The organism is Vibrio sp. S11_S32 (assembly GCF_014694465.1).
In the GTDB taxonomy this organism is placed as follows: domain Bacteria; phylum Pseudomonadota; class Gammaproteobacteria; order Enterobacterales; family Vibrionaceae; genus Vibrio; species Vibrio algicola.
In genome coordinates this window covers 1-24,757 of the sequence record NZ_JAAUWS010000018.1, presented here as the reverse complement: position 1 = coordinate 24,757, position 24,757 = coordinate 1, and the positions used below count along the sequence as shown (strand labels likewise).

Annotated in this window: 22 protein-coding genes; 8 read left to right on the top strand and 14 right to left on the bottom strand. The window is 43.9% G+C overall.

The window, feature by feature from the left end; all coding sequences use genetic code 11:
• Positions 1-10 precede the first annotated feature (10 nt).
• The 4 genes from HC723_RS10370 to radC form a co-directional block, all read right to left on the bottom strand.
• Positions 11-1,375, bottom strand: a complete 1,365-nt coding sequence (locus tag HC723_RS10370; protein WP_190339007.1) for a uracil-xanthine permease family protein — start codon at positions 1,373-1,375, stop codon at positions 11-13.
• 187 nt (positions 1,376-1,562) lie between these two features.
• Positions 1,563-1,730, bottom strand: a complete 168-nt coding sequence (gene rpmG / locus HC723_RS10365; protein ID WP_002535344.1) for a 50S ribosomal protein L33 — start codon at positions 1,728-1,730, stop codon at positions 1,563-1,565.
• 13 nt (positions 1,731-1,743) lie between these two features.
• Positions 1,744-1,980, bottom strand: coding sequence for a 50S ribosomal protein L28 (gene rpmB / locus HC723_RS10360; RefSeq protein ID WP_102523431.1), 237 nt, complete (start codon positions 1,978-1,980; stop codon positions 1,744-1,746).
• Positions 1,981-2,302: 322 nt separating this feature from the next.
• Positions 2,303-2,977: a RadC family protein gene (radC, locus tag HC723_RS10355; RefSeq protein WP_190339006.1), complete on the bottom strand. Its 675-nt coding sequence runs from the start codon at positions 2,975-2,977 to the stop codon at positions 2,303-2,305.
• Between the two features lie 285 nt (positions 2,978-3,262).
• Between radC and coaBC the strand changes: the two genes are divergently transcribed.
• The 5 genes from coaBC to recG all read left to right on the top strand — a co-directional run bounded on the left by coaBC (position 3,263) and on the right by recG (position 8,822).
• Complete coding sequence (gene coaBC, locus HC723_RS10350; protein ID WP_190339005.1) at positions 3,263-4,513, top strand: bifunctional phosphopantothenoylcysteine decarboxylase/phosphopantothenate--cysteine ligase CoaBC; 1,251 nt, start codon at positions 3,263-3,265, stop codon at positions 4,511-4,513.
• Positions 4,514-4,619: 106 nt separating this feature from the next.
• A complete protein-coding gene (gene dut, locus HC723_RS10345) occupies positions 4,620-5,075 on the top strand; it encodes a dUTP diphosphatase (protein ID WP_153448098.1) in 456 nt (151 codons plus the stop codon).
• Positions 5,076-5,135: 60 nt separating this feature from the next.
• Positions 5,136-5,726, top strand: coding sequence for a nucleoid occlusion factor SlmA (gene slmA / locus HC723_RS10340; protein ID WP_153445891.1), 591 nt, complete (start codon positions 5,136-5,138; stop codon positions 5,724-5,726).
• A 10-nt stretch (positions 5,727-5,736) separates the two neighbouring features.
• On the top strand, positions 5,737-6,708 hold the full coding sequence (gene lpxL / locus HC723_RS10335; RefSeq protein ID WP_190339004.1) for an LpxL/LpxP family Kdo(2)-lipid IV(A) lauroyl/palmitoleoyl acyltransferase: 972 nt from the start codon (positions 5,737-5,739) through the stop codon (positions 6,706-6,708).
• Positions 6,708-8,822, top strand: a complete 2,115-nt coding sequence (recG, locus tag HC723_RS10330; RefSeq protein ID WP_190339003.1) for an ATP-dependent DNA helicase RecG — start codon at positions 6,708-6,710, stop codon at positions 8,820-8,822. The genes lpxL and recG overlap by 1 nt, the downstream gene beginning before the upstream one ends.
• Before the next feature lie 111 nt (positions 8,823-8,933).
• On the opposite strand, the gene HC723_RS10325 is transcribed toward recG, so the two are convergent.
• The 9 genes from HC723_RS10325 to pilM form a co-directional block, all read right to left on the bottom strand.
• Entirely contained in the window at positions 8,934-9,773 is an 840-nt protein-coding gene (locus HC723_RS10325; RefSeq protein ID WP_153445886.1) for a Dam family site-specific DNA-(adenine-N6)-methyltransferase, read from the bottom strand.
• 137 nt (positions 9,774-9,910) lie between these two features.
• Positions 9,911-11,323 carry an SPOR domain-containing protein gene (locus tag HC723_RS10320; RefSeq protein ID WP_190339002.1) on the bottom strand — a complete coding sequence of 471 codons (1,413 nt, stop codon included), beginning with the start codon at positions 11,321-11,323 and terminating at the stop codon, positions 9,911-9,913.
• A gap of 76 nt (positions 11,324-11,399) precedes the next feature.
• Positions 11,400-12,491, bottom strand: coding sequence for a 3-dehydroquinate synthase (aroB, locus tag HC723_RS10315; RefSeq protein WP_190339001.1), 1,092 nt, complete (start codon positions 12,489-12,491; stop codon positions 11,400-11,402).
• Between the two features lie 24 nt (positions 12,492-12,515).
• Positions 12,516-13,034 (bottom strand): shikimate kinase AroK, encoded by a 519-nt coding sequence (gene aroK, locus HC723_RS10310; RefSeq protein WP_190339025.1) that lies wholly within the window; start codon positions 13,032-13,034, stop codon positions 12,516-12,518.
• Positions 13,035-13,411: 377 nt separating this feature from the next.
• The gene (locus HC723_RS10305; protein ID WP_238925449.1) at positions 13,412-15,259 is read right to left on the bottom strand and encodes a type IV pilus secretin PilQ; all 1,848 of its coding nucleotides are present in this window, start codon (positions 15,257-15,259) and stop codon (positions 13,412-13,414) included.
• A gap of 37 nt (positions 15,260-15,296) precedes the next feature.
• Positions 15,297-15,806: a pilus assembly protein PilP gene (locus HC723_RS10300; RefSeq protein WP_153445880.1), complete on the bottom strand. Its 510-nt coding sequence runs from the start codon at positions 15,804-15,806 to the stop codon at positions 15,297-15,299.
• Positions 15,803-16,390 (bottom strand): type 4a pilus biogenesis protein PilO, encoded by a 588-nt coding sequence (locus HC723_RS10295; protein ID WP_190339000.1) that lies wholly within the window; start codon positions 16,388-16,390, stop codon positions 15,803-15,805. The genes HC723_RS10300 and HC723_RS10295 overlap by 4 nt, the downstream gene beginning before the upstream one ends.
• A complete protein-coding gene (locus HC723_RS10290) occupies positions 16,390-16,977 on the bottom strand; it encodes a PilN domain-containing protein (protein WP_190338999.1) in 588 nt (195 codons plus the stop codon). Before HC723_RS10290 ends, HC723_RS10295 begins: the two co-directional genes overlap by 1 nt.
• Positions 16,967-18,031, bottom strand: a complete 1,065-nt coding sequence (pilM, locus tag HC723_RS10285; RefSeq protein WP_190338998.1) for a type IV pilus assembly protein PilM — start codon at positions 18,029-18,031, stop codon at positions 16,967-16,969. Before pilM ends, HC723_RS10290 begins: the two co-directional genes overlap by 11 nt.
• 147 nt (positions 18,032-18,178) lie before the next feature.
• On the opposite strand from pilM, the gene HC723_RS10280 reads away from it, so the two are divergent.
• Positions 18,179-20,764: a PBP1A family penicillin-binding protein gene (locus HC723_RS10280; protein ID WP_190338997.1), complete on the top strand. Its 2,586-nt coding sequence runs from the start codon at positions 18,179-18,181 to the stop codon at positions 20,762-20,764.
• A gap of 133 nt (positions 20,765-20,897) precedes the next feature.
• On the opposite strand, the gene oxyR is transcribed toward HC723_RS10280, so the two are convergent.
• Positions 20,898-21,782 (bottom strand): DNA-binding transcriptional regulator OxyR, encoded by an 885-nt coding sequence (gene oxyR, locus HC723_RS10275; RefSeq protein WP_153445871.1) that lies wholly within the window; start codon positions 21,780-21,782, stop codon positions 20,898-20,900.
• Between the two features lie 233 nt (positions 21,783-22,015).
• Here oxyR and HC723_RS10270 point away from each other — a divergent pair, with 233 nt between their 5' ends.
• Together HC723_RS10270 and HC723_RS10265 are read left to right on the top strand one after the other, a co-directional pair.
• Complete coding sequence (locus HC723_RS10270; protein ID WP_153445869.1) at positions 22,016-22,744, top strand: glutathione peroxidase; 729 nt, start codon at positions 22,016-22,018, stop codon at positions 22,742-22,744.
• A gap of 347 nt (positions 22,745-23,091) precedes the next feature.
• Entirely contained in the window at positions 23,092-24,555 is a 1,464-nt protein-coding gene (locus HC723_RS10265) for a dihydrolipoyl dehydrogenase (RefSeq protein WP_190338996.1), read from the top strand.
• The last annotated feature ends 202 nt before the right edge of the window (positions 24,556-24,757 follow it).

The window sequence follows — 24,757 nt, the reverse complement described above, 5'->3', positions numbered from 1 at the left end:
AATTACCTGATTAAGCCTGCTCATCACTGCGCGGCAAAATAATACTCAGTAATATCGCGGTGATACCACCCGCAGCCACGCCAGAGGAGAAGATGCTTTTTATAAAGTCAGGCATAAATTGCAAGATCTCAGGCTTTTGCGCGATCCCAAGTCCCATTGAAAATGATAACGCCATGATTAAAATCGCGCGACGATCAAGATCGACCCGAGAAATGATCCGCACTCCAGCGGCAGCAATGGTGCCAAACATCACAATGGTTGCACCGCCTAACACCGGCTCAGGGATCAACTGAACAAAGTTTGCCACTCCAGGAAACAGACCTAATAAAATCAACATCGCTGCAATAAAGTACCCCACATAGCGACTTGCCACGCCAGTTAACATGATTATGCCGTTATTTTGGCTAAAGGTTGAATTGGGAAAGCTATTAAACAAAGCCGCAATAGCCGAATTTAAACCATCCGCTAATACACCCCCTTTAATACGCTTGAGATACACTGGCCCCTCAACCGGTTCACCCGACACTTCTGAAGTAGCGGTAATATCACCAATCGCCTCTAGTGCGGTGATCAAGAAGATCAACACCAATGGAATAAACAAAGACCAATCAAAGCCTAAGCCAAATTGCATCGGGATCGGCAAAGCGATCAATTTATGTTCGGTCGGAATAGAGAGATCTAACATTCCCATAAAGTACGCCACAATGCAGCCAACAAACATCGCGATCACTATCGATGCAACTCGTAAATAGGGATTTTTTGAACGGTTAAGTAACACAATCAAGCCCAACACCACACCGGCTAACGCGAGATTATCTAGACTACCGAACGTGTTATCTGCCATCGCTTCATAGCCACCACCAATCGAGACCAAACCAATTTGGATCAGCGTAAGACCAATTAAGGTCACTACGATCCCTGACACCAATGGGGTAATGATTTTTTGCGCATACTGCAAAATGCGAGATAAAAAGATTTCTGCGCTCGACGCGACCAAAATAGTGCCAAAGATAGCCGCCATCATAGTATCAATTGACGCGCCACCCGCTTTTAATGACAAGCCCGCGCCAATAATCGGACCGAGAAAGTTAAAACTGGTGCCTTGGATCGAGAGCAAACCCGAGCCAATCGGACCTATGGTTCTTATTTGAATAAAAGAACAAATCCCGGAAGCAAACAAAGACATACTAATGATGGTATTAGTTTGTTCACTCGGTACACCTAAAGATTGGCAAATAATAAGGGATGGTGTAATTACGGCGACAAACATGGCCAACAGGTGCTGCATTGCGGCAAAAATAGTTTGTGGTAACGGTGGCCGCTCATTGAGTTGATACACAAGCTCAGTTGGGCGCGGTGTGTTTGGCGTAGTCATGTTCATCCTTAACAGTACGATATATACCCGTCTTACTTGACTTAAATGTCAGTAATTTTGTGGCTATTATAGGAATCGCATACAAAAAAGCAATCGTTTGCTAAATTGTGGGGCTTTTAATTTAAACACAAAAAACCCAGCCTACCGAAATAGTCTGGGTTTTAATATTTTCAAGAGTTTAAATCAATTACTTGATTTTAGCTTCTTTGTACATAACGTGTTGGCGAACGACTGGATCAAATTTCTTGATCTCAAATTTGCCTGGCATGTTACGTTTGTTTTTATCAGTTGTGTAGAAGTGACCAGTTCCAGCAGATGATACTAGACGGATTTTCTCACGAATGCCTTTAGCCATTGTTCAATTCCTCTTATACGTTCTCGCCACGAGCACGGATATCAACAAGAACAGCTTCGATGCCTTTCTTATCAATAATACGCATGCCTTTAGCAGTTAGACGTAGTTTAACAAAGCGTTTTTCGCCTTCTACCCAGAAACGGTGAGTTTGTAGGTTCGGCAGAAAACGACGCTTGGTAGCATTTCGTGCGTGTGAACGGTTGTTACCCGTTACTGGACGCTTACCAGTTACTTGGCATACTCGGGACATGAATGTCTTCTCCAAATCGTTTCAGCTCGATATCACCTTGGGGCAAAAACCGCTATGGAAAAAACCATACCAAGGCTATCAAAGGTCGCGCATTATACTAACTTGACGTGCATTGCTCAAGACCTGTACCGATCCTTTTCAGGAAAAACGCGATCTTTTTTTGAGCAGTGCAGTTTTGATGCTTATTAATTAAGAACAAAGAGCTGAATCAGGTTCTAAAAATTAGTGGCGGGATTGTAGCAGATTTTCGAGCTCTCGCAAGGGAAAAGAAACGCTAATTTTAATTCGATTCCTAATCTGAACAAAGAGACCACTTCAGACTCTAGATCCACCCTCTTTCAGCAAACGACACCACCTCGCCATCACCAACAACAAAATGGTCTAAAATCCGAATATCCACCAATGCAAGGGCGTCCACCAAGCGGCGAGTGATTCGGCGATCGGCGTCACTCGGCTCGGCAATACCAGAAGGATGGTTATGCGCCAGTATTAACGCCGCAGCATTATGTTGCATCGCGCGCTTCACGACTTCGCGTGGGTAGACCGACGCGGCATCAATTGTACCTTCAAACAAAATCTCATCTTCCACTACTCGGTGTTGGTTATCCAAAAAGAGTACATAAAAAGCCTCTCGATGACGATCGCGCAACATGCTACTTAAATATTGCTTGGTATTTTCAGGACTGGTTAGCGCATCGCCTTTTTTCATGGTTTCGGCTAGATATCGTTTAGTCATTTCGACCACCGCCTGCAATTGTGCGAATTTGGCTGGACCTAAGCCTTTATAATCGCAAAATTGTGTTTGGCTAGCCGACAACAGCGCGCGCAATGAGCCGAATTGTTTTAATAGATGATCGGCCAGTTCTATCGCATTCATTCCCTGTAAACCGGTACGCAAAAAAATCGCCAGTAATTCTGCATCGGATAATGCCAACGCACCACGGGCTAACAGTTTTTCACGCGGACGAGATTCTGGTGGTAATTGTTTTAAGGACATAACAAGCGTCTATAGATAAGGAAGTAATCAAATAAAAGCAGTCAAGTAAGCGAGATTCAAATTCAAACAGTCACATTATTGCTTTAATCTTCGCTTTATCGTCTTAATCTTAGATCTGACGTTAAGCAACATCGCTTACATCAAAAGTGAGAGTGACCGCATACCCAGCAAAGCAGCCTGTAACAGGTTTTTTTATAAATTTGTTGGCTAATTTTCCATGTTTGGCAGTACGTTTTAAGCCAAGCTATGGTAAAGTTGAGCCTGATTTCATTGATGAGAATGGATATGTCACAACTCAACATCACCAGCCCAACGACCTCAAGCGCCATCGCACAAACTCTTGCAGGAAAGAAAATCCTACTTGGGATCAGCGGGGGTATTGCCGCGTATAAATGCGCCGATTTAACTCGCCGTTTGATCGAACGTGGCGCGCAAGTACAAGTGGTGATGACCCCCGCAGCTAAAGAATTCATTACTCCTCTCACCATGCAAGCGGTGTCGGGTAAGCCGGTCTCATTAAGTTTATTAGATCCTGCTGCTGAAGCTTCTATGGGACATATAGAATTAGCTAAATGGGCCGATCTGGTATTACTGGCGCCAGCGACGGCGGATTTAATTGCCCGTTTACGCGCCGGTATGGGCAATGATTTACTCTCAACCTTGGTACTTGCCTCAAACGCCCCTATCGCCGTGGCGCCAGCAATGAACCAACAAATGCATGCCAATGTTGCCACTCAAGATAATATCCAAGCATTAAGCCAACGCGGCATGATGATGTGGGGCCCCGCCGCAGGACAACAAGCCTGTGGCGATGTCGGTTATGGCCGCATGTTAGAGCCGATGCAGTTGGTCGCTTTGTGTGAACAATTCTTTGGCCCGAAACCATTGGCAGGTATTCGCATCGCCATTACCGCAGGGCCAACCCGTGAAGCGATTGATCCGGTACGTTATATATCCAATCACAGCTCTGGAAAAATGGGATTTGCGATTGCCGATACCGCAGCTCAAATGGGCGCTCAAGTAACATTAATTAGTGGCCCAGTGTCATTAGCAACTCCGAAGAATGTTGAACGGATCGATGTTGATAGTGCTCAGTCGATGCACCAAGCGGCAATGCAGCATGCACCCACTCATCAAATCTTTATTAGTTGCGCTGCGGTGGCCGATTATCGCCCGAGCCAAGTGGCAGACCAGAAAATCAAGAAAACCGATGACAGCGATCAAATGACCATTACTATGGTGAAAAATCCCGATATCGTCGCCTCGGTTGCTGCGTTAACGCAAGATCGCCCATTTACGATTGGTTTTGCCGCCGAAACCCAAGATGTCGAACGTTATGCGCGTGGCAAGCTCGACAAAAAGAATCTCGATATGATTTGCGCCAACGATGTGTCGGTGCAAGGTTTAGGCTTTAATAGTGATGATAATGCGCTGCATGTGTATTGGCCTGAAGGCGATCAAGCCCTCGCCATTGCCAATAAGCAGCAACTAGCACAACAATTACTTGGTTTGATCGCCGAGCAATATAAGCATTAAGCTACATTGTAAACTATACCCAAAGCCATTGACCTTGTAGCTGTAAGTAAAGCGGGTATAACCCATTAGCCATATTTAGTAAACCATATTAGTGAGCCATAGAATGATGAATAAGATTGATTTAAAAATCCTTGATAGCCGCATTGGCACCCAATTTCCCCTGCCAACTTATGCCACCGAAGGCTCGGCTGGTTTAGATCTGCGCGCCTGTTTAGATGAGGCGTTAATCGTCGCACCGGGTCAAACTCACCTAGTGGCAACCGGCCTCTCAATTCATATTGGCGATCCAAGTTTAGCGGCCACTATTTTACCGCGTTCAGGTTTAGGCCATAAGCATGGCATTGTGCTTGGCAATTTAGTCGGTTTGATTGATTCTGACTACCAAGGCCCGCTAATGATTTCGGTATGGAACCGTGGACAAGAAGCTTTCACTATCGAACCGGGCGATCGCATTGCTCAGCTAGTGTTCGTGCCTGTGGTTCAAGTGGAGTTTAATCTGGTCGATAGTTTTGATAGCAGCGAACGCGGTGAAGGCGGATTTGGTCACTCGGGTAAAAGCTAGAAAAACCAGAAAAAACAATTTTCAACATTGCCTCAACACATAAACAAAGGAAGTCGCCCCATGGCAGGCTCTAGAAAACACAATCGCCGCGAAGAGATCTTACAAGCCTTAGCGCAAATGCTGGAATCCACCGATGGCGCAGCTCGCATTACTACCGCTAAGCTAGCCAAACAAGTCGGCGTTTCGGAGGCGGCGTTGTATCGCCACTTTCCCAGCAAAGCCAGAATGTTTGAAGGTTTAATCGAGTTTATTGAAGATTCATTATTGTCGCGGATTAATCGTATTCTGGATGAAGAAAAAGATACCTTAAAACGTATTCGTTTAGTTCTACAATTATTGTTAGCCTTTGCCGAGCGTAACCCCGGTTTATCACGCATTATGTCTGGTCATGCATTAATGTTTGAAAATGAGCGCCTGCGTGGTCGTATCAATCAATTATACGACCGAATTGAAGCTCAATTACGCCAAATATTACGCGAGCGTCAACTGCGTGAAGGAAAAAGCTTTCCAGTTGATGAGTCCATTTTAGCCGCGCAATTGCTTGGTCAAGTGGAAGGCAGTTTGAATCGCTTTGTTCGTTCTGATTTCAAATATCAGCCGACAGAAAATTTTGACCAATATTGGGCCTTGTTAAAAGCACAAATAGAATAGAGAAAAAAGAATGGCAGAAAAACAACCATCAGATAAACCTGAGTCCTTAGTGAACTTCATCCCACCGAAGTTTTCATTCTCTTTGCTGCACCCTAAATATTGGGGTGTCTGGCTAGGCTTTGGTATTTTGGCGGTGTTAGTTAATATTCTTCCTTATCGCTTATTATTTTGGACTGGTCGCGGACTTGGTTTTCTCGCCATGTTCGTAGCCAAAAAACGAGTGCATATTGCTCGTCGCAACCTAGAGTTATGCTTTCCTGATATTAGCGGTACTCGGCGCGACTTTATTGTGAAAGAGAACTTTAAAAATACCGGCTTTGCGCTGTTCGAAAGTGCTATTGCTTGGTTTTGGCCTGACTGGCGTTTAAAGCGCATTGTCAGTTATCACCATGTTGATCGTTTAACCACCTTTGAAGACCAAGGACGCGGCACCTTAATTTGTGGTGTGCACGCCTTAAATGTTGAATTAACTGCACGCTGCTGCGCCTTATTCTCGCCAGGCTATGGTGTTTACCGCCCGCACAGTAACCCAGCTTATGACTTTATTCAGCATTGGGGCCGTACTCATTTCGGCAATATTATGGTCGATCGTAAAGATCTAAAGGGTATGCTCAAAGTTTTACGAAAAGGCAAAAAACTGTTTTATTTACCCGATCATGATTACGGCCAAAAAAACTCCGTCTTTGTCCCCTTATTTGCCATTGATGAAGCCTGTACCACCATGGGAACCGGTGTTTTAGTCGATGCCAGTAAATGTGCAGTATTGCCCGTATCATGCTTTAGAACTGGTGGCCGTTATGACTTTAGGATTGAGCAAGATATTAGCCATAAATTCCCTCGTCGCGATCCAGAAGGGGCAGCACGAGTGATGAATAAAGTGGTCGAAGACTTAATTCTACGTGGTGGCGATCAATGGATGTGGGTGCATAAACGCTTTAAAAGTATGCCGGATGGTAAAAATAAAGGGATTCGGTATAAGTAATGCAAACTCAACTTCTTTCGGCGGTGCCTTTAACTTCTCTTGCTGGTGTTGGCGCGAAAGCCGCTGAAAAGCTGAGTAAAATAGGTTTGAATTCGATTCAGGATTTATTGTTTCATCTGCCTTTGCGCTATGAAGATCGCACTCGAATTTATCCGATGCCGCAATTACATGCTGGGCTATTTGCCGCCGTGCAAGGCAAAGTGATGCATTGTGATACCCACTTTGGTCGACGCAAGATGCTGACGGTTAAGATCAGTGATGGCCATGGCACCGTGACTTTACGCTTTTTCAATTTTAACGCCGGTATGAAAAACAGTTTTAGCGAAGGTCGCTTGCTTTATGCTTATGGTGAAATCAAGCGTGGTGGTATGGGGCTTGAGATCATGCATCCCGATTATCATTTTATTAGCGGCGCGGATGGGCCAGAGTTGGAACAAACCTTAACACCTATTTACCCTACCACCGAGGGGTTGCGCCAAACCACACTCAAAAATCTCACCGACCAAGCATTAGAATTGCTCGATAGTGCAACGGTCAGTGAGTTATTACCCGCCGGATTATACGATAACCAAATTAGCTTAAATCAAGCGCTGCATACGGTACATCGCCCCCCCCCTAGTTTGGATATGCAGCAATTCGAACAAGGCAAACTGCCCGCCCAACACCGCTTAATTATGGAAGAGTTGTTGGCGCAAAACCTTTCAATGATCGACATTCGTAACCAAGGTCAGCAAGATCCTGCTTTGCCACTTGCTTGTGCTGGCCAATTAAAACAACAATTACTTCAAGCTTTACCTTTTACTCCCACCAATGCCCAAGCTCGAGTGGTACAAGATATTGAGCGTGATTTAGCCAAACCTCACCCTATGATGCGTTTAGTGCAAGGCGATGTGGGTTCAGGTAAAACCTTAGTGGCAGTATTAGCCGCCACCCATGCGCTCGAACAAGGTTATCAAGTCGCATTAATGGCGCCGACCGAATTACTGGCCGAGCAACATGCGATCAACTTTGCCCAGTGGCTTGAACCTCTAGGTATTAAAGTCGGCTGGCTAGCCGGTAAAGTAAAAGGTAAGGCCAAGCAAGCCCAACTCGATGCAATTAGATCGGGCGAGGCAAAAATGGTGGTCGGTACACACGCCCTGTTTCAAGATCAAGTTGAGTTCGATCATTTAGCTTTGGTGATCATTGATGAACAACATCGCTTTGGGGTACACCAACGGTTAGAGTTACGAGAAAAAGGCAAGAAGCAACGTGAGAATAGCGAACACGCCAGTTACCCGCATCAGTTGATTATGACCGCCACGCCTATTCCGCGTACCCTCGCCATGACCGCTTATGCCGATCTCGAAACCTCAATTATTGATGAACTGCCACCTGGCCGTACTCCGATTCAAACTGTTGCGATCGCCGATACTCGTCGCCAAGATATTGTTGAACGAGTACGACAAGCTTGTAGTCCTGATGTGAATGGACAAGCTGGTAAGCAAGCCTATTGGGTGTGTACCTTAATTGATGAGTCTGAAGTATTAGAAGCGCAAGCCGCCGCCGATACTGCCGAGGATCTGCAACGTCAATTGCCCGAGCTTAATATTGGCTTAGTGCATGGCCGCATGAAACCGGCAGAAAAACAGAAAATAATGCAGCAGTTCAAACAAGGCGAATTGCATTTATTAGTCGCCACTACCGTGATTGAAGTTGGGGTGGATGTACCAAATGCCAGTTTGATGATCATCGAAAACCCTGAACGTCTAGGCTTGGCACAGTTGCACCAATTACGGGGACGCGTCGGTCGAGGTCAAGTTGCTAGCCATTGTGTATTGCTTTATCACGCCCCATTATCGAAAACGGCGCAAAAGCGTTTAGGAGTCTTGCGTGAAAGTAACGATGGCTTTGTGATCGCGCAAAAGGATCTTGAGATCCGCGGCCCAGGTGAAGTACTTGGCACCAAGCAAACGGGCGTGACTGATTTTAAAATTGCCGATTTGATGCGAGATCAGTACTTAATCCCCGAAGTTCAGCGTATTGCTCGCCATCTTTATGATCACTATCCAGATAATACCAAAGCGATTATTGAACGCTGGTTGGGTGATCGAGATATTTATGTCAAAGCGTAAAGATGAGTTATAGAAGACGAGGACGCTGCGAGGTTTTGAAAAAACGCTGTCATTCCATACGCAAGTAGCACGGGCAGATAGGGAATCTCGCTTTATTCGTCACGCATTATTCTACTCAGGCTTTTCTGCTTTAGAACCCGCTTCAAACAAAGCCAACAGTTCGTCCACTTTATTACGGCCAGCACCATTACTGCTGATCGTACGTTTAACGCGAACGACATTTAAACTCGCGCCTTTATATAAGCGACGAGTTAACGCGGTATCGTGATTTGAAATAAGCACCGGAATATCACGCTGGGTGGCGGCCTGTTCGGCAATGCTGGCTAACTGAGCTTGATCATCAAGCGAAAAGCCATTGCCGGCGTAAGAAGTGAAATTACTGGCTTGTGCTAATGGGGCATAAGGCGGATCGCAATACACCACGCAACCTTTACGTGCACGAGCAAACGTCTGCGGATAACCTTCACACACAAACGTGGCTTTTTTGGCTTTTTCAGCAAAGTTAAGTAATTCTTTTTCTGGAAAATACGGCTTTTTATACGAACCAAATGGCACATTAAAGCCACCCTTTTTGTTATAACGACATAAGCCATTAAAACCAAAACGATTCATATATAAAAACGCTAAAGAACGAAAGACAATATCATCGCTGGCATTAAAGTCAGCACGGATACCTAAATAGACGTCTTTGTTATTATGTTCAGGGGTGAAAAAACGCAGCGCTTCCTCGATAAAGAAGTCTGGTTTTTGTTTAAGAAGATTATAAAAATTGATCAGATCAGGATTAATATCTGCCAGCAAATATTGATCATAATCGGTATTCAAAAAGACAGAGCCAGCACCAACGAAAGGTTCAACTAACTTCCTACCTTCAGGTAGATGACGTTGAATATCATCGACTAAACCGTATTTACCACCTGCCCATTTGAGGAAAGCTCGTTGCTTCTTCATGACGTTAACTACTCACCGACGACTATTAATACCTTCAATCCACCGTATGTTTCGATGGGCAGAGGAATGTACCACATTTAGCCCCTGCCTTACTATATTTATACCCAAGTAACTGCATCGTATAGCCTATATAGCGATTACTTCGCCCGTAGGATTTCTTGTTGCACTTGCGCCATTGATTTTGGCCAAGGTAATTCTTTTTGCAAGTTAATCGGTAAATCTTGTGCCGCTTCGCTCGTTTTTTGAATGGTGGCAAAGTCTTGGTAAGTCACAACAAACCATTGCTTTTGGTTGCGAATGGTACGGTAGACTCGTACTTTATGCTGCAGCGAAAATTGATTAATAAAACCAAGTGCTTCTTGCTTAGAGGTTACCGCGGCCAGTTGTAACGTATAGCGATCTTCAGAGATATTAAGTAATTCATCCGTATTCAAAACTAAGCTTGTGATTGCAGTGGCTGAAGATTTATCACCTGACGTGGCCACGGCATTATTTGCGACTACCGCCGATGTATTCTCCACCGTCGACTTGTTACCGACAGAGTTATCACCATCGACTAATGCATCAACTACTTTGGCCGATACCACAACACGTTTTTGATTATCAGCCGATTGTTCTCCCACACTGACGGTTTTTTCCATCACCTCTGGTGGCAAATTTTTAGCATCATCTTCTAATTTTACAGGCTGAGTATTAGGTAAAGTGGCTTGTGCACTTGAGGCCGGCTCACTATCAGTTAAAGATTGTTCGGGTTTTATTTGAGGCTGAGAAATAAGCATCGCATCATTTTTTTGATCATCAATACGAGATTGATAACTGGTCCACCATGACCACCCGCCCATCGCAATCAATAACGCAATTAAAACCAATAAAAATCGGCGCATCCAATGTGAGTTATGAATATAAGGTTCAGCTAAAGCTAATAATTTACCTGGGGTGTGGTCAATTTTTTCTGCGATTTGATAAATGCGAATACGTTGTTTGTCTTTTTTGGCATGTGGTACAACCAACTGTTCAAGAAAAGTTTGAGTATCTTCATCATTAAATGGTGGAATAATGATTGATTTAATATCCGGTAACTGCGCAACAACTGACAACTTCTGATCAAGTGCACCAGGCTTGCTAAATAAAATGACATTAACCTGCCATAAAGGATTGTTTTGTGCCGTTACGATTAATTCACACAACTCACTCAACAGGCCTTGGCACAATAAATCGGCATCATCGACAATCAAAGTGGTATTGCATTCTTGATCTTTTCGGTAATGCTCTAGACTTTGCGTCAGGGTTTCATCAGTACCGCACAAACTATCTGCCAGTAATTGCCCCATTAAGATGCAACGTTGCTGCTTGGTAGTTTGTGAAGGCAAACACAGTAAAAAAGAGAGGGTTTGAATTTCTTTATCACTATTTAAAAAATGTTGAGCTAACCAAGATTTACCCGAACCAGTATCCCCTTCAACACTAATAAGATTAGAGTTAAACTGAGTAAATAACTGTAATGCTTCAAATAACTGTGTTTGGGATCCTAACTTTACATCATGACTCATGGTTTTCTCACTCACTAATACAGCTCAACATTCATTCAATTTTAAAGCGAACATCATGACTAGATTGAATATCAGATCAGCCACTAATACGACATAACTCAATAGCTTGTGCAATCATCTCGGGAGGAGTGTCCGCTAGGACTTCTGCTTGACCAATCGCGATAGGTAAAATCAACCTTAATTGTCCCGCAAGTACTTTTTTGTCTCGCATCATATGTTGCATAAAATCATCAAAATTCATACTGCTGGGAGTATGAATCGGTAGCGCTACTTTGAGTAACAAGGCTTCAATTCGTTCAACTTGCTTTTGATTAAGTAAGCCCCGTAACAGTGAGGTTTTGGCTGCCATCATAGTGCCAGCTGAGACCGCCTCACCATGCAACCAATTACCGTACCCCATTTGCGCTTCAATTGCGTGCCCATAGGTATGACCAAGATTTAACAACGCGCGCACACCGTTCTCTTTTTCATCTGCTTTAACAACATCGGCTTTAATTTGGCAACAACGAGCTATCGCATAAGTTAATGCCGCATGGTCGAGTTGATTTAATCGCTCACTATTGGCTTCTAACCAACTGAAAAAGTCGCCATCAATAATAATGCCGTACTTGATTACTTCTGCCATTCCAGCGGCAAACTCTCTGGCAGGTAACGTAGTCAGGCATTCAATATCGATAATCACCGATTTAGGCTGATAAAAAGCACCAATCATATTCTTACCCAGCGGATGATTAACAGCGGTTTTGCCCCCTACTGATGAATCCACTTGAGACAATAATGTGGTGGGAACTTGAATAAAATCCACACCACGCTGATAGCTTGCCGCAGCAAAACCCACTAAATCACCAATGACACCACCACCTAAAGCCACCAAGAGCACATCACGGCTGTAATTGCCTTGTAGCAAAAAGCTCATAATAGTATCGAAGGTATCGAGAGTTTTGTATTGCTCGCCGTCTGGTAGACTCAACAAAGCAACATCGCAATCTAAGGAACGCAGTGTCGTGATTAAACGATCTGCGTACAAAGGCGCGACGGTGACATTACTGATCACAACAACTTTTTGATTAGGCTTTAAGTAAGAGAAAAGCGCTGGATCGCTTAATAATCCAGCGCCAATCGAAATAGGATAGCTGCGCTCACCGAGCTCTACATTGAGCCGTTCCATGGTAGGGTCTCCTTAGAGAAAAGATTAGCTCTCTTCTAGCATTTTCACGATTTGATTCGCAACCACTTTGGCACTTTGATCATCAGTTCGAATGGTATAATCAGCAATTTCTTCATAAAGAGGATTGCGACCTTGAGCCAATTCTTCTAATACTTCTCGTGGTTGTTCCGTTTGTAATAACGGACGCTTTTTATCACGGTTAGTGCGTGCTAATTGCTTTTCGATTGTGGTTTCAAGATAAATGACAACACCACGCGCAGATAAACGATTACGATTATCTTTACTAATTACTGAACCACCACCAGTTGCAAGTACGATACCTTGCTCTTGAGTAAGATCGTCGAGTACAGACTCTTCGCGCACGCGAAAACCTGCTTCACCCTCAACATCAAACACCCAGCTGATATCCGCACCAGTGCGTTGTTCAATAACAGTGTCAGAATCTAGGAACTCCATATGGAGTTGCTCCGCTAGATGTCTACCAATTGTACTTTTGCCGGCACCCATAGGGCCAACAAGAAAAATATTGCGTTTTTCGGCCATGTTTAGCATTAATTCAACGTTAATATAATGGACATTGCCATCCGATATCGCAGGTCTACATCCCCTAAAACTAGGCGGGAAGCCAGACTGGACATCATTGTGGCACCAAATTCCTCACAGATAATTCGTGATCAGACCTGAAATTATCTAAGTATGGTGCCACTAATGCAACTTTAATTTTATTTATTTCACATCTTACTGCGAAATCCCGATAAAAAATCACCAATATACACAGGTTGCACCCTAAGTATTTGAGGTTACAGCGAGGCGGCAAGTAAACGAATCCCCAATCACTTATCGTCTAAGTGATTGGGTAAGTGCGCGTAGCTAACAAAGCTGCAGATTCAAGTACCACGGGTATATTAGTGATAATGTCATTACTGCAAGATCACTTTTGGGGTAACAAATATCAACAACTCGCTCTTACCGTAGTTTTCATAGCTACGACGGAACAACGCGCCTAAATAAGGAATATCGCCCAGTAGTGGCACTTTATCGACACTTTTTTGTACCGAGTGTTGATAAATACCACCGAGTACCACAGTTTCGCCATTGTTAACCAGTACCTGAGTACCGATACGCTGAGTATCAATCGCCACCGCTTCACCATCACCGGTTTTCACTACCGCTCCTGGCCTATCTTGAGTCACACTTAAATCAAGCACCAAACGGTTATCGGGTGTGATTTGTGGCGTTACCATTAAGCTCAGTACTGCTTTCTTAAAGCTAACCGATGTCGCACCACTAGAAGAAGCCTCTAAATAAGGAATTTCAGTGCCTTGCTCAATATAAGCAGGTTGTTTATTGGTGGTGATCAAACGTGGGCTTGAAATTATTTCCGCTTTATTCTCACTTTGTAACGCTGATAATTCTAAATCCAGTAATGTATCGGAGCCCAATTTAGCTACTTGGAATGCAATACTTGAAGCATTACCACTTGTCGCTGCTAAGTTAACGTTCAAGAAGTCGTCGATGCCTGTCGTTGAATCACCTTGACCTGGAATAAAATTGATCCCGTTTCGGCCATCGGCGATACCAGCTTGCCCCGTAGTACTTTCTATACTGCCACCAGTCGAAAAGTTACCATTGGTACTCGCGACGCCCCAACGAACCCCTAAGTCTTCGATATTACCTTCATTGATCGTCACAATGCGCGCTTCGATCTGCACTTGTTTAACCGGAATATCTAAAGACTCAACAATGCCTTTGATAATTTCGATATTAGAGGGTAAATCACGAATTAATAATGAGTTCGTGCGCTCATCAACCGTAATATTTCCACGGCTTGATAGCATACTCACTTCACCTTCACCGCCAATCATGTCAGCAATATCTGAGGCTTTAGCAAAATTGATTTGTATAAGCTCGGACGCTAAATCACCCAGTTCATCTTGTAAACGCGCTTGCTCTAAACGCTTCTTTTGTTGCTCATCCATTTCAGCTTTGGGCGCAATTAATACCACATTCCCTTCCACTCGTTTATCTAGCCCTTTGACTTGCAAGATAATATCTAACACTTGCTGCCAAGGAACGCCATCCAGACGTAAGGTTAAATTACCCGTCACTGAATCAGAAACTACCAAGTTAAATTTGTTGTAATCGGCAATCAACTGCAAGACATTACGCACTGGAATGTCTTGGAAGTTGATTGAGATTAACTTGTTATCCGCCCCGAGCGAGCCTTTACTGTCTTTGATTTTTTTAGCCGCTTCTGGGGCGACTTCGGTGACGGTAATTTCAAGCTGCTTCCCCTTCAACCGGTAATCATAAGTAAACTCGCCACGGATATGAGCTTGCAAACGAGTGTTATCATTATCGCGGAACACTTCCACCGTGCTTACTGCGGTAGAGAAATCTTTTACATCAATCACATAAAGATCATCATCTTTAACCTCTGTATGGATTAACTCAATTTCTAAACCTTCTTTGTTCTTCTTAATATCCACCGCTGACACTGACGAGGATAATTTAACCACTATCACTGCTTCTTTTTGCTGGTTTAACCGAAAATCCAAGCCTAAGAATGTATTTTTCAATCCATTATCTTTGACCAACGGTTTATTGGCATTGGCCGCAATGCTTGAGGCTGGCGCAGCAGAGGCGACTTGAGCGACTAATATCAAACAAACCGGCAACAAACAGATTCTTAAGCTATTCAATAGCGATGAGAACGCTTTATTCAATCCGGTGCACGTTAATCCTGTATGCGTTATTCCTTTATGCATAGTTTCCTACTCAATAAATAGTTAATACTCTGATTGTTTATTTCAGGGCTAATTTGACACTACGTTGCTGCCAGCAGCCCAAACCATCCGGTAGGGTTTCTTTGACCACAATATATTGCGAGCTGACTTCCGATACTTGACCGTTGTTTAAGCCCATGTACTCACCTTTTTGTATTTTAAGCACATTACCTGTTGGGGTCTGAACCAAACCTGAAATGTTATTTTCACGCCCCATCACGCCACGCAAACGCAACTTATCTAATGGGAATTTTTCTAACGCTCCGCTCTTACTTCTAAAGCCAGGTTGCCAACAATCTTGCTTGGTTCTCGGTTGATTGGCGACCAGCGCAACTTTAGGCAATAAAAAAGGTGAACGCTGTTCCGTTGCATGATAAACCGTTGCAACATAAGGTTTCTCTGGAGCCAATTGTGCCATTTCTTTGCGAGATTGATTTTCAACTTGCGAAATAAAAGCATGAATCGAATCGTTTTCTTGTCCGCACCCCACCAGCAAAGCCGGAGCCATTAAGATCCAATAAGGTCTCATTTTTTAGTCTCCTCCGGTTTAAATTGATAGGTGTAAGCTCGAACCCTAAAGTGCAAGGTGCCACTCTCCTGACTAACACGGTTCCATTCCACATCATGCAAACTAATGATGCGGGGCAATTTGGCTATCGCCTCAGAAAATTGACCAATATTGTCGTAAGCACCGGTTAATTCAATATTGAGTGGCAGCCGATATAAAAACTCCTGTACTTGTTTTTCCCCCCAATCCACACGCGTAAAAGACAAGTCATTTTTAAGTCCTAAATCATTCACAGATGACAACATGCTCGCCAATTCTTTTTGTACTGGTAACTGCTTCAATAAGAATTCATAACGTGTATTCAATTCATCTAACTGCGCTTGCAATTGAGGCAATGCAGCCACTTTTGCCGCTTTAATCCGAATAGAGCTTTTGAGCGTAACTTCTTGTTGGCGAATTTGATCTAACTCATCATGCTGAGGAGATAAATAAAACCAAGCACCAACAACTTGCAAAATCAGAACCAACACGCCAATCACAATCACCTGTGGCAGTACTGGCCACTCAGGCATTTCTTCAAAATCTAAATCACGAAAGTCGATCATTATTTCGCTCCTTTCGTTTTAGCTTGCGCGGTTTCTGGCTGTTTGGATTCAAAACGAAACGAGACTTTAAAGGTTTGAAATTTTTTACCAAACAGAACCTTACCAGAGATAATAGAGTGCATTTCAACATCACTTAACCAAGCTGAGCTTTCAAAACTATCGAGCATGGTGGCTAAGCGTGCGGTACTATCACTGATACCAGCAATTTCAACCTCTCGACCATTCATTTTCATCTTATCGATGTAGACCCCTTCAGGAACAAGTTCTGGCATCAGGTTCATAAAATCGGTGGTTTTATTACGCTCATTTTGCAGTGACTCCACCAAGCGCAGACGAGTTAAAATAGATCTATGCTTGGCTTCAATTGCTTTTAAACTGACCAGTTGTTTGTCCAGTTCTTTAACGTAAGTTTGCAACTGCTGATTACGGGTTTGTTGCTGCGTCTTTAAGTGATCGATATACAAGCTACCAAACCATTGCAGTGCGAGCGCGAGTAACACTCCCAATACCACCATGCCGTAAAAACGTTGCTTATATTCTTCACGCTTCTCTTCTCGCCATGGCAAGAGGTTAATATCATGCAACATGAATCCTCCTTTGCCATTGCAGGCCGCGTATGGCTAATCCGGCCGCCACACTAAAAGTGCATGGTGCTAAGTTGGAAACTTTTTTATTCTTTTTGCTTTCGAGTAATTGAAATGGGTTTAGGACTTCAACCGGGATTTGTAATTGTTGGGTTAACGCTTCGGTGATCCCCGAAATACACGCGCCGCCCCCCGTCAACCACAATCCTTCAATTTTTGTCTGCTGATTAACTGAACCATATAAACTCATTTGTCGCGTCAGGCGGTCGGCCAGCTCAGCAATAAATTCATCTTCATGGTGATCAATCCCGCTGTCTTTCGCCTTGCCTAAATCAATCACGCTTTCGCCGTGTTCAAACTCCACCACATTAAGATCAAGTTTTTGCGTCGCCTCTGGCATATTGCTCATGCCATAAGGTAGGTCTTTGTAATAAGCCGGGCGGCCTTTCGGAATAATGCAGATCGAGGTTTGAGATTGACCAATATCGACCATCATCCACGCTTGCTTATCCTCCTGTTGTTGCGCCGCTAATTGCCACACTCGCAATAAGCTATGCGCTTGCAGATCGATAACCACTGGTTTAAAGCCTGATTTTTTAATCACCTCCACTCGACTTTCGACCACTTCTTTACGCGTGGCGTACACTTGATAGGTGGCGGTGGTGCCACGCTTTAAGCTGTCTTGCTCTACTTTGACGTAATCTAAGCTAAGATCTTCGATTGGAAATGGCGATTGCTGGCCGAACACTTGGTAAATGGCGAATTCTTTTTCGCGATCTTCAAGATCGCCGTCAATATGCAATAACTTACTGATAACGGCATTATCTGGCAGCGCTAAAGCAACCTGACGCGACATCAGCGGCAATTGTTTCTTCAACTCTTTTAATTTTTTAACAATGCCCTGATGACTAAAGGTATGGTTTTCTGCAAAAATGCCTTCCGAAACTGGAATTTCTTTATAACTCACCAGTTCGAACTGTTCTCCGGCCGATTTTAGTACTACTGCTTTAATGCTGTGGTGACCAATATCAATGCCTGTAACAAAAGATTTACCCATTTAACTAGGCTCCAGCTTGAGTATTCGTACTCTTAAAAAAGGTTAAATAAAAAAGTTAAGAACGAATTTATTTGTCGTTATGCTAATATATCGCCTACTGTACAGGTGTTTATATCGACACATCCTCATACAATCAGGGAATATCCGGTGAAGTTCATAAAGCCATTGCTTATATTTTCATTAATTTGCATTATTCTTGGAGTGACAACGATTTTTGGGTTCTATTTTTACCTAAAACCACAACTCCCAGACGTCGCGACATTGAAAGATGTTCAGCTACAAACCCCAATGCAAGTGTTTAGCCAAGACGACAAATTGATTGCTCAGTTTGGCGAAAAGCGACGCATACCACTTAAAATCGATGATATTCCTGTCAAAATGCAGGAAGCCTTTATTGCCACTGAGGATAGTCGCTTTTATTCTCACTATGGTATTGATCCAATTGGTATTACTCGCGCTGCATTTGTGGTGGCCATTTCTGGTCATGCCAAACAAGGTGCCAGTACCATTACTCAACAGCTTGCTCGTAATTTCTTCTTATCCAATGACAAAAAGATCATGCGAAAGATCAAAGAGATCTTTATCGCGATTCATATTGAGCAAGTATTAAATAAGAAAGAAATTTTAGAGTTGTACTTAAATAAAATTTATTTAGGTTACCGCTCTTATGGTGTCGGTGCGGCGTCACTGACCTATTTTGGTAAAGAGCCAAAAGATTTAACTCTTGGTGAAATGGCGATTATTGCGGGTTTACCTAAAGCGCCATCGACCATGAATCCGATTTACTCGATTGACCGTGCGACCACTCGTCGTCATGTGGTTTTATTGCGGATGCTAGAAGAGAAATACATCACCAAAGCCGAATACGATGCAGCTAATGCCGAACCGATTGATGGTAAATACCATGGTGCAGAGATACAAGTTAATGCTCCATACGTGGCGGAATTAGCACGTTCTTGGGCACTAAAAAACTACGGTGAAGATGCTTATTCATCGGGTATGAAGATCTACACCACAGTAAAATCAAACCTACAAGAAGCGGCTAATGAAGCGGCGATTGGCAACTTATTCCGCTACGATGAACGTCATGGTTATCGCGGTCCGATTGCTGAATTGTGGAAAAAAGGTCAACCTGCATTATCGCAAGATAAAATGGATGAATACCTAAATAAGCAACCGACTTTTGGTTTGGTTCGCCCTGCGATTGTCACCAGCATAAATAGCAAAACAGCGACGGTTTATATCAAACACTTTGGTGCACAAACCATCGCTTGGGACGGCTTAAAATGGGCTCGTAAGTACTATAATGATAAGTATCAAGGTCCACCACCACGTCGTGCTTCCGATATTTTAGTTACGGGTCAAGCAATTTGGGTGCGTCCATTTGGAATATTACATTCTGTATCTGCTAACGATGCCGATGAGAATACTGAAATCGTTGATACAGATGCAACCAGTGATACAGCAACGAATACTGACGCTAAAGATGCACAAGCACCAATGACGTGGCAGCTTAGCCAAGTGCCAATTGTGAATACCGCGTTTGTAGCACTCAACCCTGAAGATGGCGCCGTGTTGTCTCTTGTGGGTGGCTTTAACTTTACTCATAGTAAATTTGACCGTGCCACCATGGCCGAGCGTCAAGTGGGTTCAAGTATTAAACCATTTATCTATTCGTCTGCAATTGATAAAGGGTTAACTTTAGCCACACTAATCAATGATGCGCCTATTAACCAGTGGGATGAAGGACAAGGCACTGCGTGGAGACCGAAAAACTCGCCACCAACTTACTTAGGCCCAACCATGCTGCGTCGTGGTCTAGCTCAATCTAAAAACGTGATGGCAGTGCGCACCCTGCGTCGTGTCGGTTTAGATTATGTGCTGGATTACTTACCTCGTTTTGGTTTTGATCCAGAAAAACTGCCACATTCAGAAACCGTCGCACTAGGCGCAGGTAGCTTAACCCCAATCAAGATGGCGCAAGGTGTTTCTGCCTTTGCCAATGGTGGTTACTATGTGAAGCCGTTCTATATTGATCATGTTAACGATCCTTACGGCAGCTTAGTGTTCCGTGCTAATCCGACTCGTGTTTGCACCTACAACTGCTCACACGAACCGATTGTGGTTGATAATAAGGGCACGACCGAAGTACCAAATTACGCTGAGAAAATAATCTCACCACAAACCGCATTCCTAGTACGTCAAATGATGTACAGCAATATTTGGGGTGGCGGTTTATGGAGTAATAAGACCGGTTGGAATGGTACGGGCTGGCGTGGACAAGCGCTAAAACGTCGTGATATCGGTGGGAAAACCGGTACTACCAACGATTCAGTCGATACTTGGTATAACGGATATGGCCCTGGCATTGTTGCCACTACTTGGGTTGGTTTTGATCAGGCTAACCGTCCATTAGGTTACACAAGCGTAAACCCGAACTTTACTCGTAAAGAGCAATATACCGGTGGTGAATCGGGTGGTACGACCGCCCAACCTGCGTGGGTAGACTTTATGAAGGTGGCATTGAAAGATGTACCAGAAAAAGATCTGCAATTACCAGCTGGTATTATTCGCGTTCGTATTGACCGTGACAGTGGTTTGTTGACTCGTAAGAATGATGATTCTTCGATGTGGGAATACTTTAAAGTTGGCACTCAACCAACAGAGTATGTACCCGATGCCGCAACGAATAATTTGTACAATGAAGATGAAGACGGCGATAGCTTGTTCTAATCAACGATTGTGTACATAAGCAATAATGGCCACCAGAGCGATCCGGTGGCCATTTTTTATTGCAGTCGCTCTTAAAAGCGAGACTCCCTATCTGCTCGTTCTACTCGCGTATGGAGTGACGATTTAATTACATTTATTTCACTGTCTGCGCAATAAAACGGGCGAGTTGCTGAAAACGTTGTTTCAATGGTGAGCCGGGACGATAAGCCAATACTAGCTTGCGTGAAGGGGTGGGATTGATAGCCGGCAAATAACACACCCCATCTTTGATTTTTTCTGCTGGCAGCGCTAATTGAGGTAACAAGGTGATCCCGCCACCTGCGGCCACCATATTACGCAACGTTTCTAAACTGGTGGCTTTAAAGCGCTCATCATCACGCGCCCCTGCAGCAAAACAAAAACCAAGCGCTTGATCTCTTAAGCAATGCCCTTCGCCTAATGACAACACCGTTCTACCATTCAATTGCTGTAAATCAATCTGGGGTAACTGCGCCCATTCATGCGCTTCCGGCACCGCTAAACTTAACGGCTCTTCCAGTAAATCCAATTCAATAAAGGGCGCGGTCTCTGCCACCGATGCCAAGATCAAACAATCTAAACGCCCTTCTTCTAATTGACGAACTAATTGATTAGTTTGAGCTTCATGCAAAAATAACTCCAAATCAGGAAACGCTTGTTTAAGCGGCAAAATGATTTTAGGTAATAAATAAGGGCCGACGGTGGGAATAAAACCGATATGCAATGGGCCACTCATCTCTTTACCTTGCAAGCTTGCCATATCCCTAAAGGTTTTGACCTCATCTAAAATACGCTGAGCTTGGGCCACTAACTGCAAACCAGAATCGGTAAACAACACCCGGCGACTGCTGCGCTCAAGTAACGAGGTTCCTAGTTCATCTTCTAATTTACGAATTTGGCCACTTAAGGTCGGTTGACTGACAAAGCACGCCTCTGCGGCTTTACGAAAATGTTGATGCTGTGCCAATGCCACCAAGTATTCAAAGTCTCGAATATTCACGCCGCCACTCCTCAATGATAAAATAATAGATAAAAACTATCAAAACGATAACATTAAACGATTAGAGCTATCAACGGTTTTTTAGCATAATCACTCCATCGAAACAAAACGTAGCAATTAAACTGATTACACTATAGAGAATAAGGCCACACTCACAGACATTGTAGTGTCACGATGTTGTACTAACATCCGTCTTACTCTCTCAACATAATTTATTTAAAGGACAGTTATTTATGTTTACATCAAAAGAAGGCCAAACCATTCCAAACGTTACTTTCCCAACTCGTCAGGGTGATAGCTGGGTTAATGTCACTACAGAAGCGTTATTTAAAGATAAAACCGTGATTGTATTTAGCCTTCCAGGGGCATTTACCCCAACATGTTCATCAAGCCACTTGCCTCGCTATAACGAGTTATTCCCAGTATTCCAACAGCACGGTGTCGATTCAGTCGTCTGTGTTTCGGTTAACGATACTTTTGTTATGAACGCTTGGAAGGCCGATCAAGAAGCCGAAAACATTACGTTTATTCCAGACGGCAATGGCGATTTTACCGATGGTATGGGTTTATTGGTCGACAAGAATGACATTGGTTTTGGTAAGCGTTCATGGCGCTACAGCATGTTAGTTAAAAATGGTGTGGTAGAAAAAATGTTTATTGAGCCAAACAAACCAGGTGACCCGTTTGAAGTTTCTGATGCTGACACCATGTTGAAATACATCGCGCCAGAGCAAAAACTGCAAGAGTCCATCACGGTATTCACCAAGCCGGGTTGCCCATTCTGCGCCAAAGCAAAACAGAACCTAATCGACAAAGGGCTGCAATATGAAGAAGTGGTATTAGGTAAAGACGCAACAACCGTCAGCCTGCGCGCCGTGAGTGGTCGTAGCACCGTTCCTCAAATCTTCATCGGTGGGAAACATATTGGTGGTAGTGAAGAACTAGAAACCTACTTAGGTTAATACTAGGGTCTGTTGATCTTTCGTGGTTGTTTTTGCTGCGAATTGTTGGGTTTTTATACAAGGAAGAGGCTTTGTGGTGTAGCTGGCTACACGAAAAGCCGATGACGAAGTAGAAAAGACCAACAAACGCAGCCCGAAGGGTTCGGCTAAAAGCCTTTTACTCTTCGTTAAGTCTCATTTACTTAGAATAACTAGGCTTCAATCGACTTGCCTCGATTAAAAGGCTTTTATCTCGAACAAAATTTAATCACGAAAGATCAACCGCCCCTAAGAGCGCATCATTAAAATACTCGTTTTGGAGGTCAGCTTTGACCTCCGCTTTTTTGACTTGTGGTGAGAATTCTATTATGAAAAAAATATCAGTCGATGTCGCCATCATTGGTGGTGGTACAGCAGGATTAGGGGCCTATCGCGCCGCCAAAGAGTATACCGATAGCCTTGTTATGATTGAAGGTGGTCCTTATGGTACAACCTGTGCGCGTGTCGGTTGCATGCCATCTAAATTACTTATTGCAGCAGCAGAAAGTGCGCATCATATTGAAAAAGCTCATGCCTTTGGTGTCCACCCGCAAGGCGAAACCATCATTAATGGCAAACAAGTTATGGCGCGTATCAAAAGTGAGCGTGATCGCTTTGTCGGCTTTGTATTGGAAGGGGTTGATGAGATCCCTAGCGAGCATAAACTGGCCGGCTTGGCTAAGTTTATGAATAACCACACCTTACAAGTGGATGACCATACTCAAATTACCGCTAAGCGCATTGTGATCGCTACTGGATCTCGCCCTGCTTACCCTGGCGCTTGGAATGAACTGGGCGACAAACTGATCATCAATGATGATGTATTTGAGTGGGACGATTTACCTCAATCGGTGGCTGTATTTGGCCCTGGAGTTATCGGCCTTGAATTAGGTCAAGCTTTGCATCGCCTTGGCGTGAAAGTGAAGATGTTTGGTCTTGGCGGACAAGTTGGCCCTCTCACCGATCCTGATGTAATGGCCTATGCGTATAAAACCTTCCAAGATGAGTTTTACCTTGATGCCGATGTGAAAACCGAAAGCATCAAACGGATCGAAACAGAAGATGGCGATAAAGTTGAAATTAAGTTTATCAACCATGATGGCGAGTTAGAAACTTTCGTTACCGATTATCTGTTAGCTGCAACGGGTCGTCGCCCCAATGTTGATAAGCTTGATATTGATAATACCGACTTAGAGCTTGATCAGCGTGGCGTGCCAAGTGCCGACTTTTACACGCTGCAAACCTCGGTCGAGTCCATTTTTATCGCCGGTGACGCCAGTAACCAACTACCGTTATTGCATGAAGCTGCCGACCAAGCTCGAATTGCCGGCAATAATGCTGGACGCTTCCCTCATATTCGTGCAGGTCTGCGTCGCTCCACCATTTCAGCGGTGTTTTCCGATCCACAAATTGCGATGGTCGGTGAAAGCTATAAAGCGCTAGAAGCTCGTTTAGGCAATTGTGGCTGCTTTAGCCGCGGTGAAGTATCGTTTGAGGGCCAGGGTCGCTCGCGAGTAATGTTGCGTAATAAAGGTGTATTGCATGTTTATGGCGAACAAGGCACCGGACGCTTTTTAGGCGCTGAGATGATTGGGCCAAATGCGGAACACTTAGCGCATTTATTGGCGTGGGCACATCAAAATAAGATGACCATCTCAGAAATGTTAGATATGCCGTTTTATCACCCAGTGATCGAAGAGGGAGTACGAACCGCGCTACGAGATTTAAATGCCAAACTGCATTTAGGCCCAGACACAATTAAACATTGCCTAGACTGCGGACCCGGTTGTTAATCGCCTCAAAAATTGAATTCATAACGCCTTATCTGCCTAATCCGTTAAGGCGTATTCTGGTCTAATCGATCTGGGCACCTTGATTGTGGATAATACGATAATCAATCGAGGTGAATATGAATACAAAACGTCAATATCGAACTTATACGAAAGAATTTAAAGAAGAGGCAATCGGCCTTATTACCGAACAAGGGTATTCTGT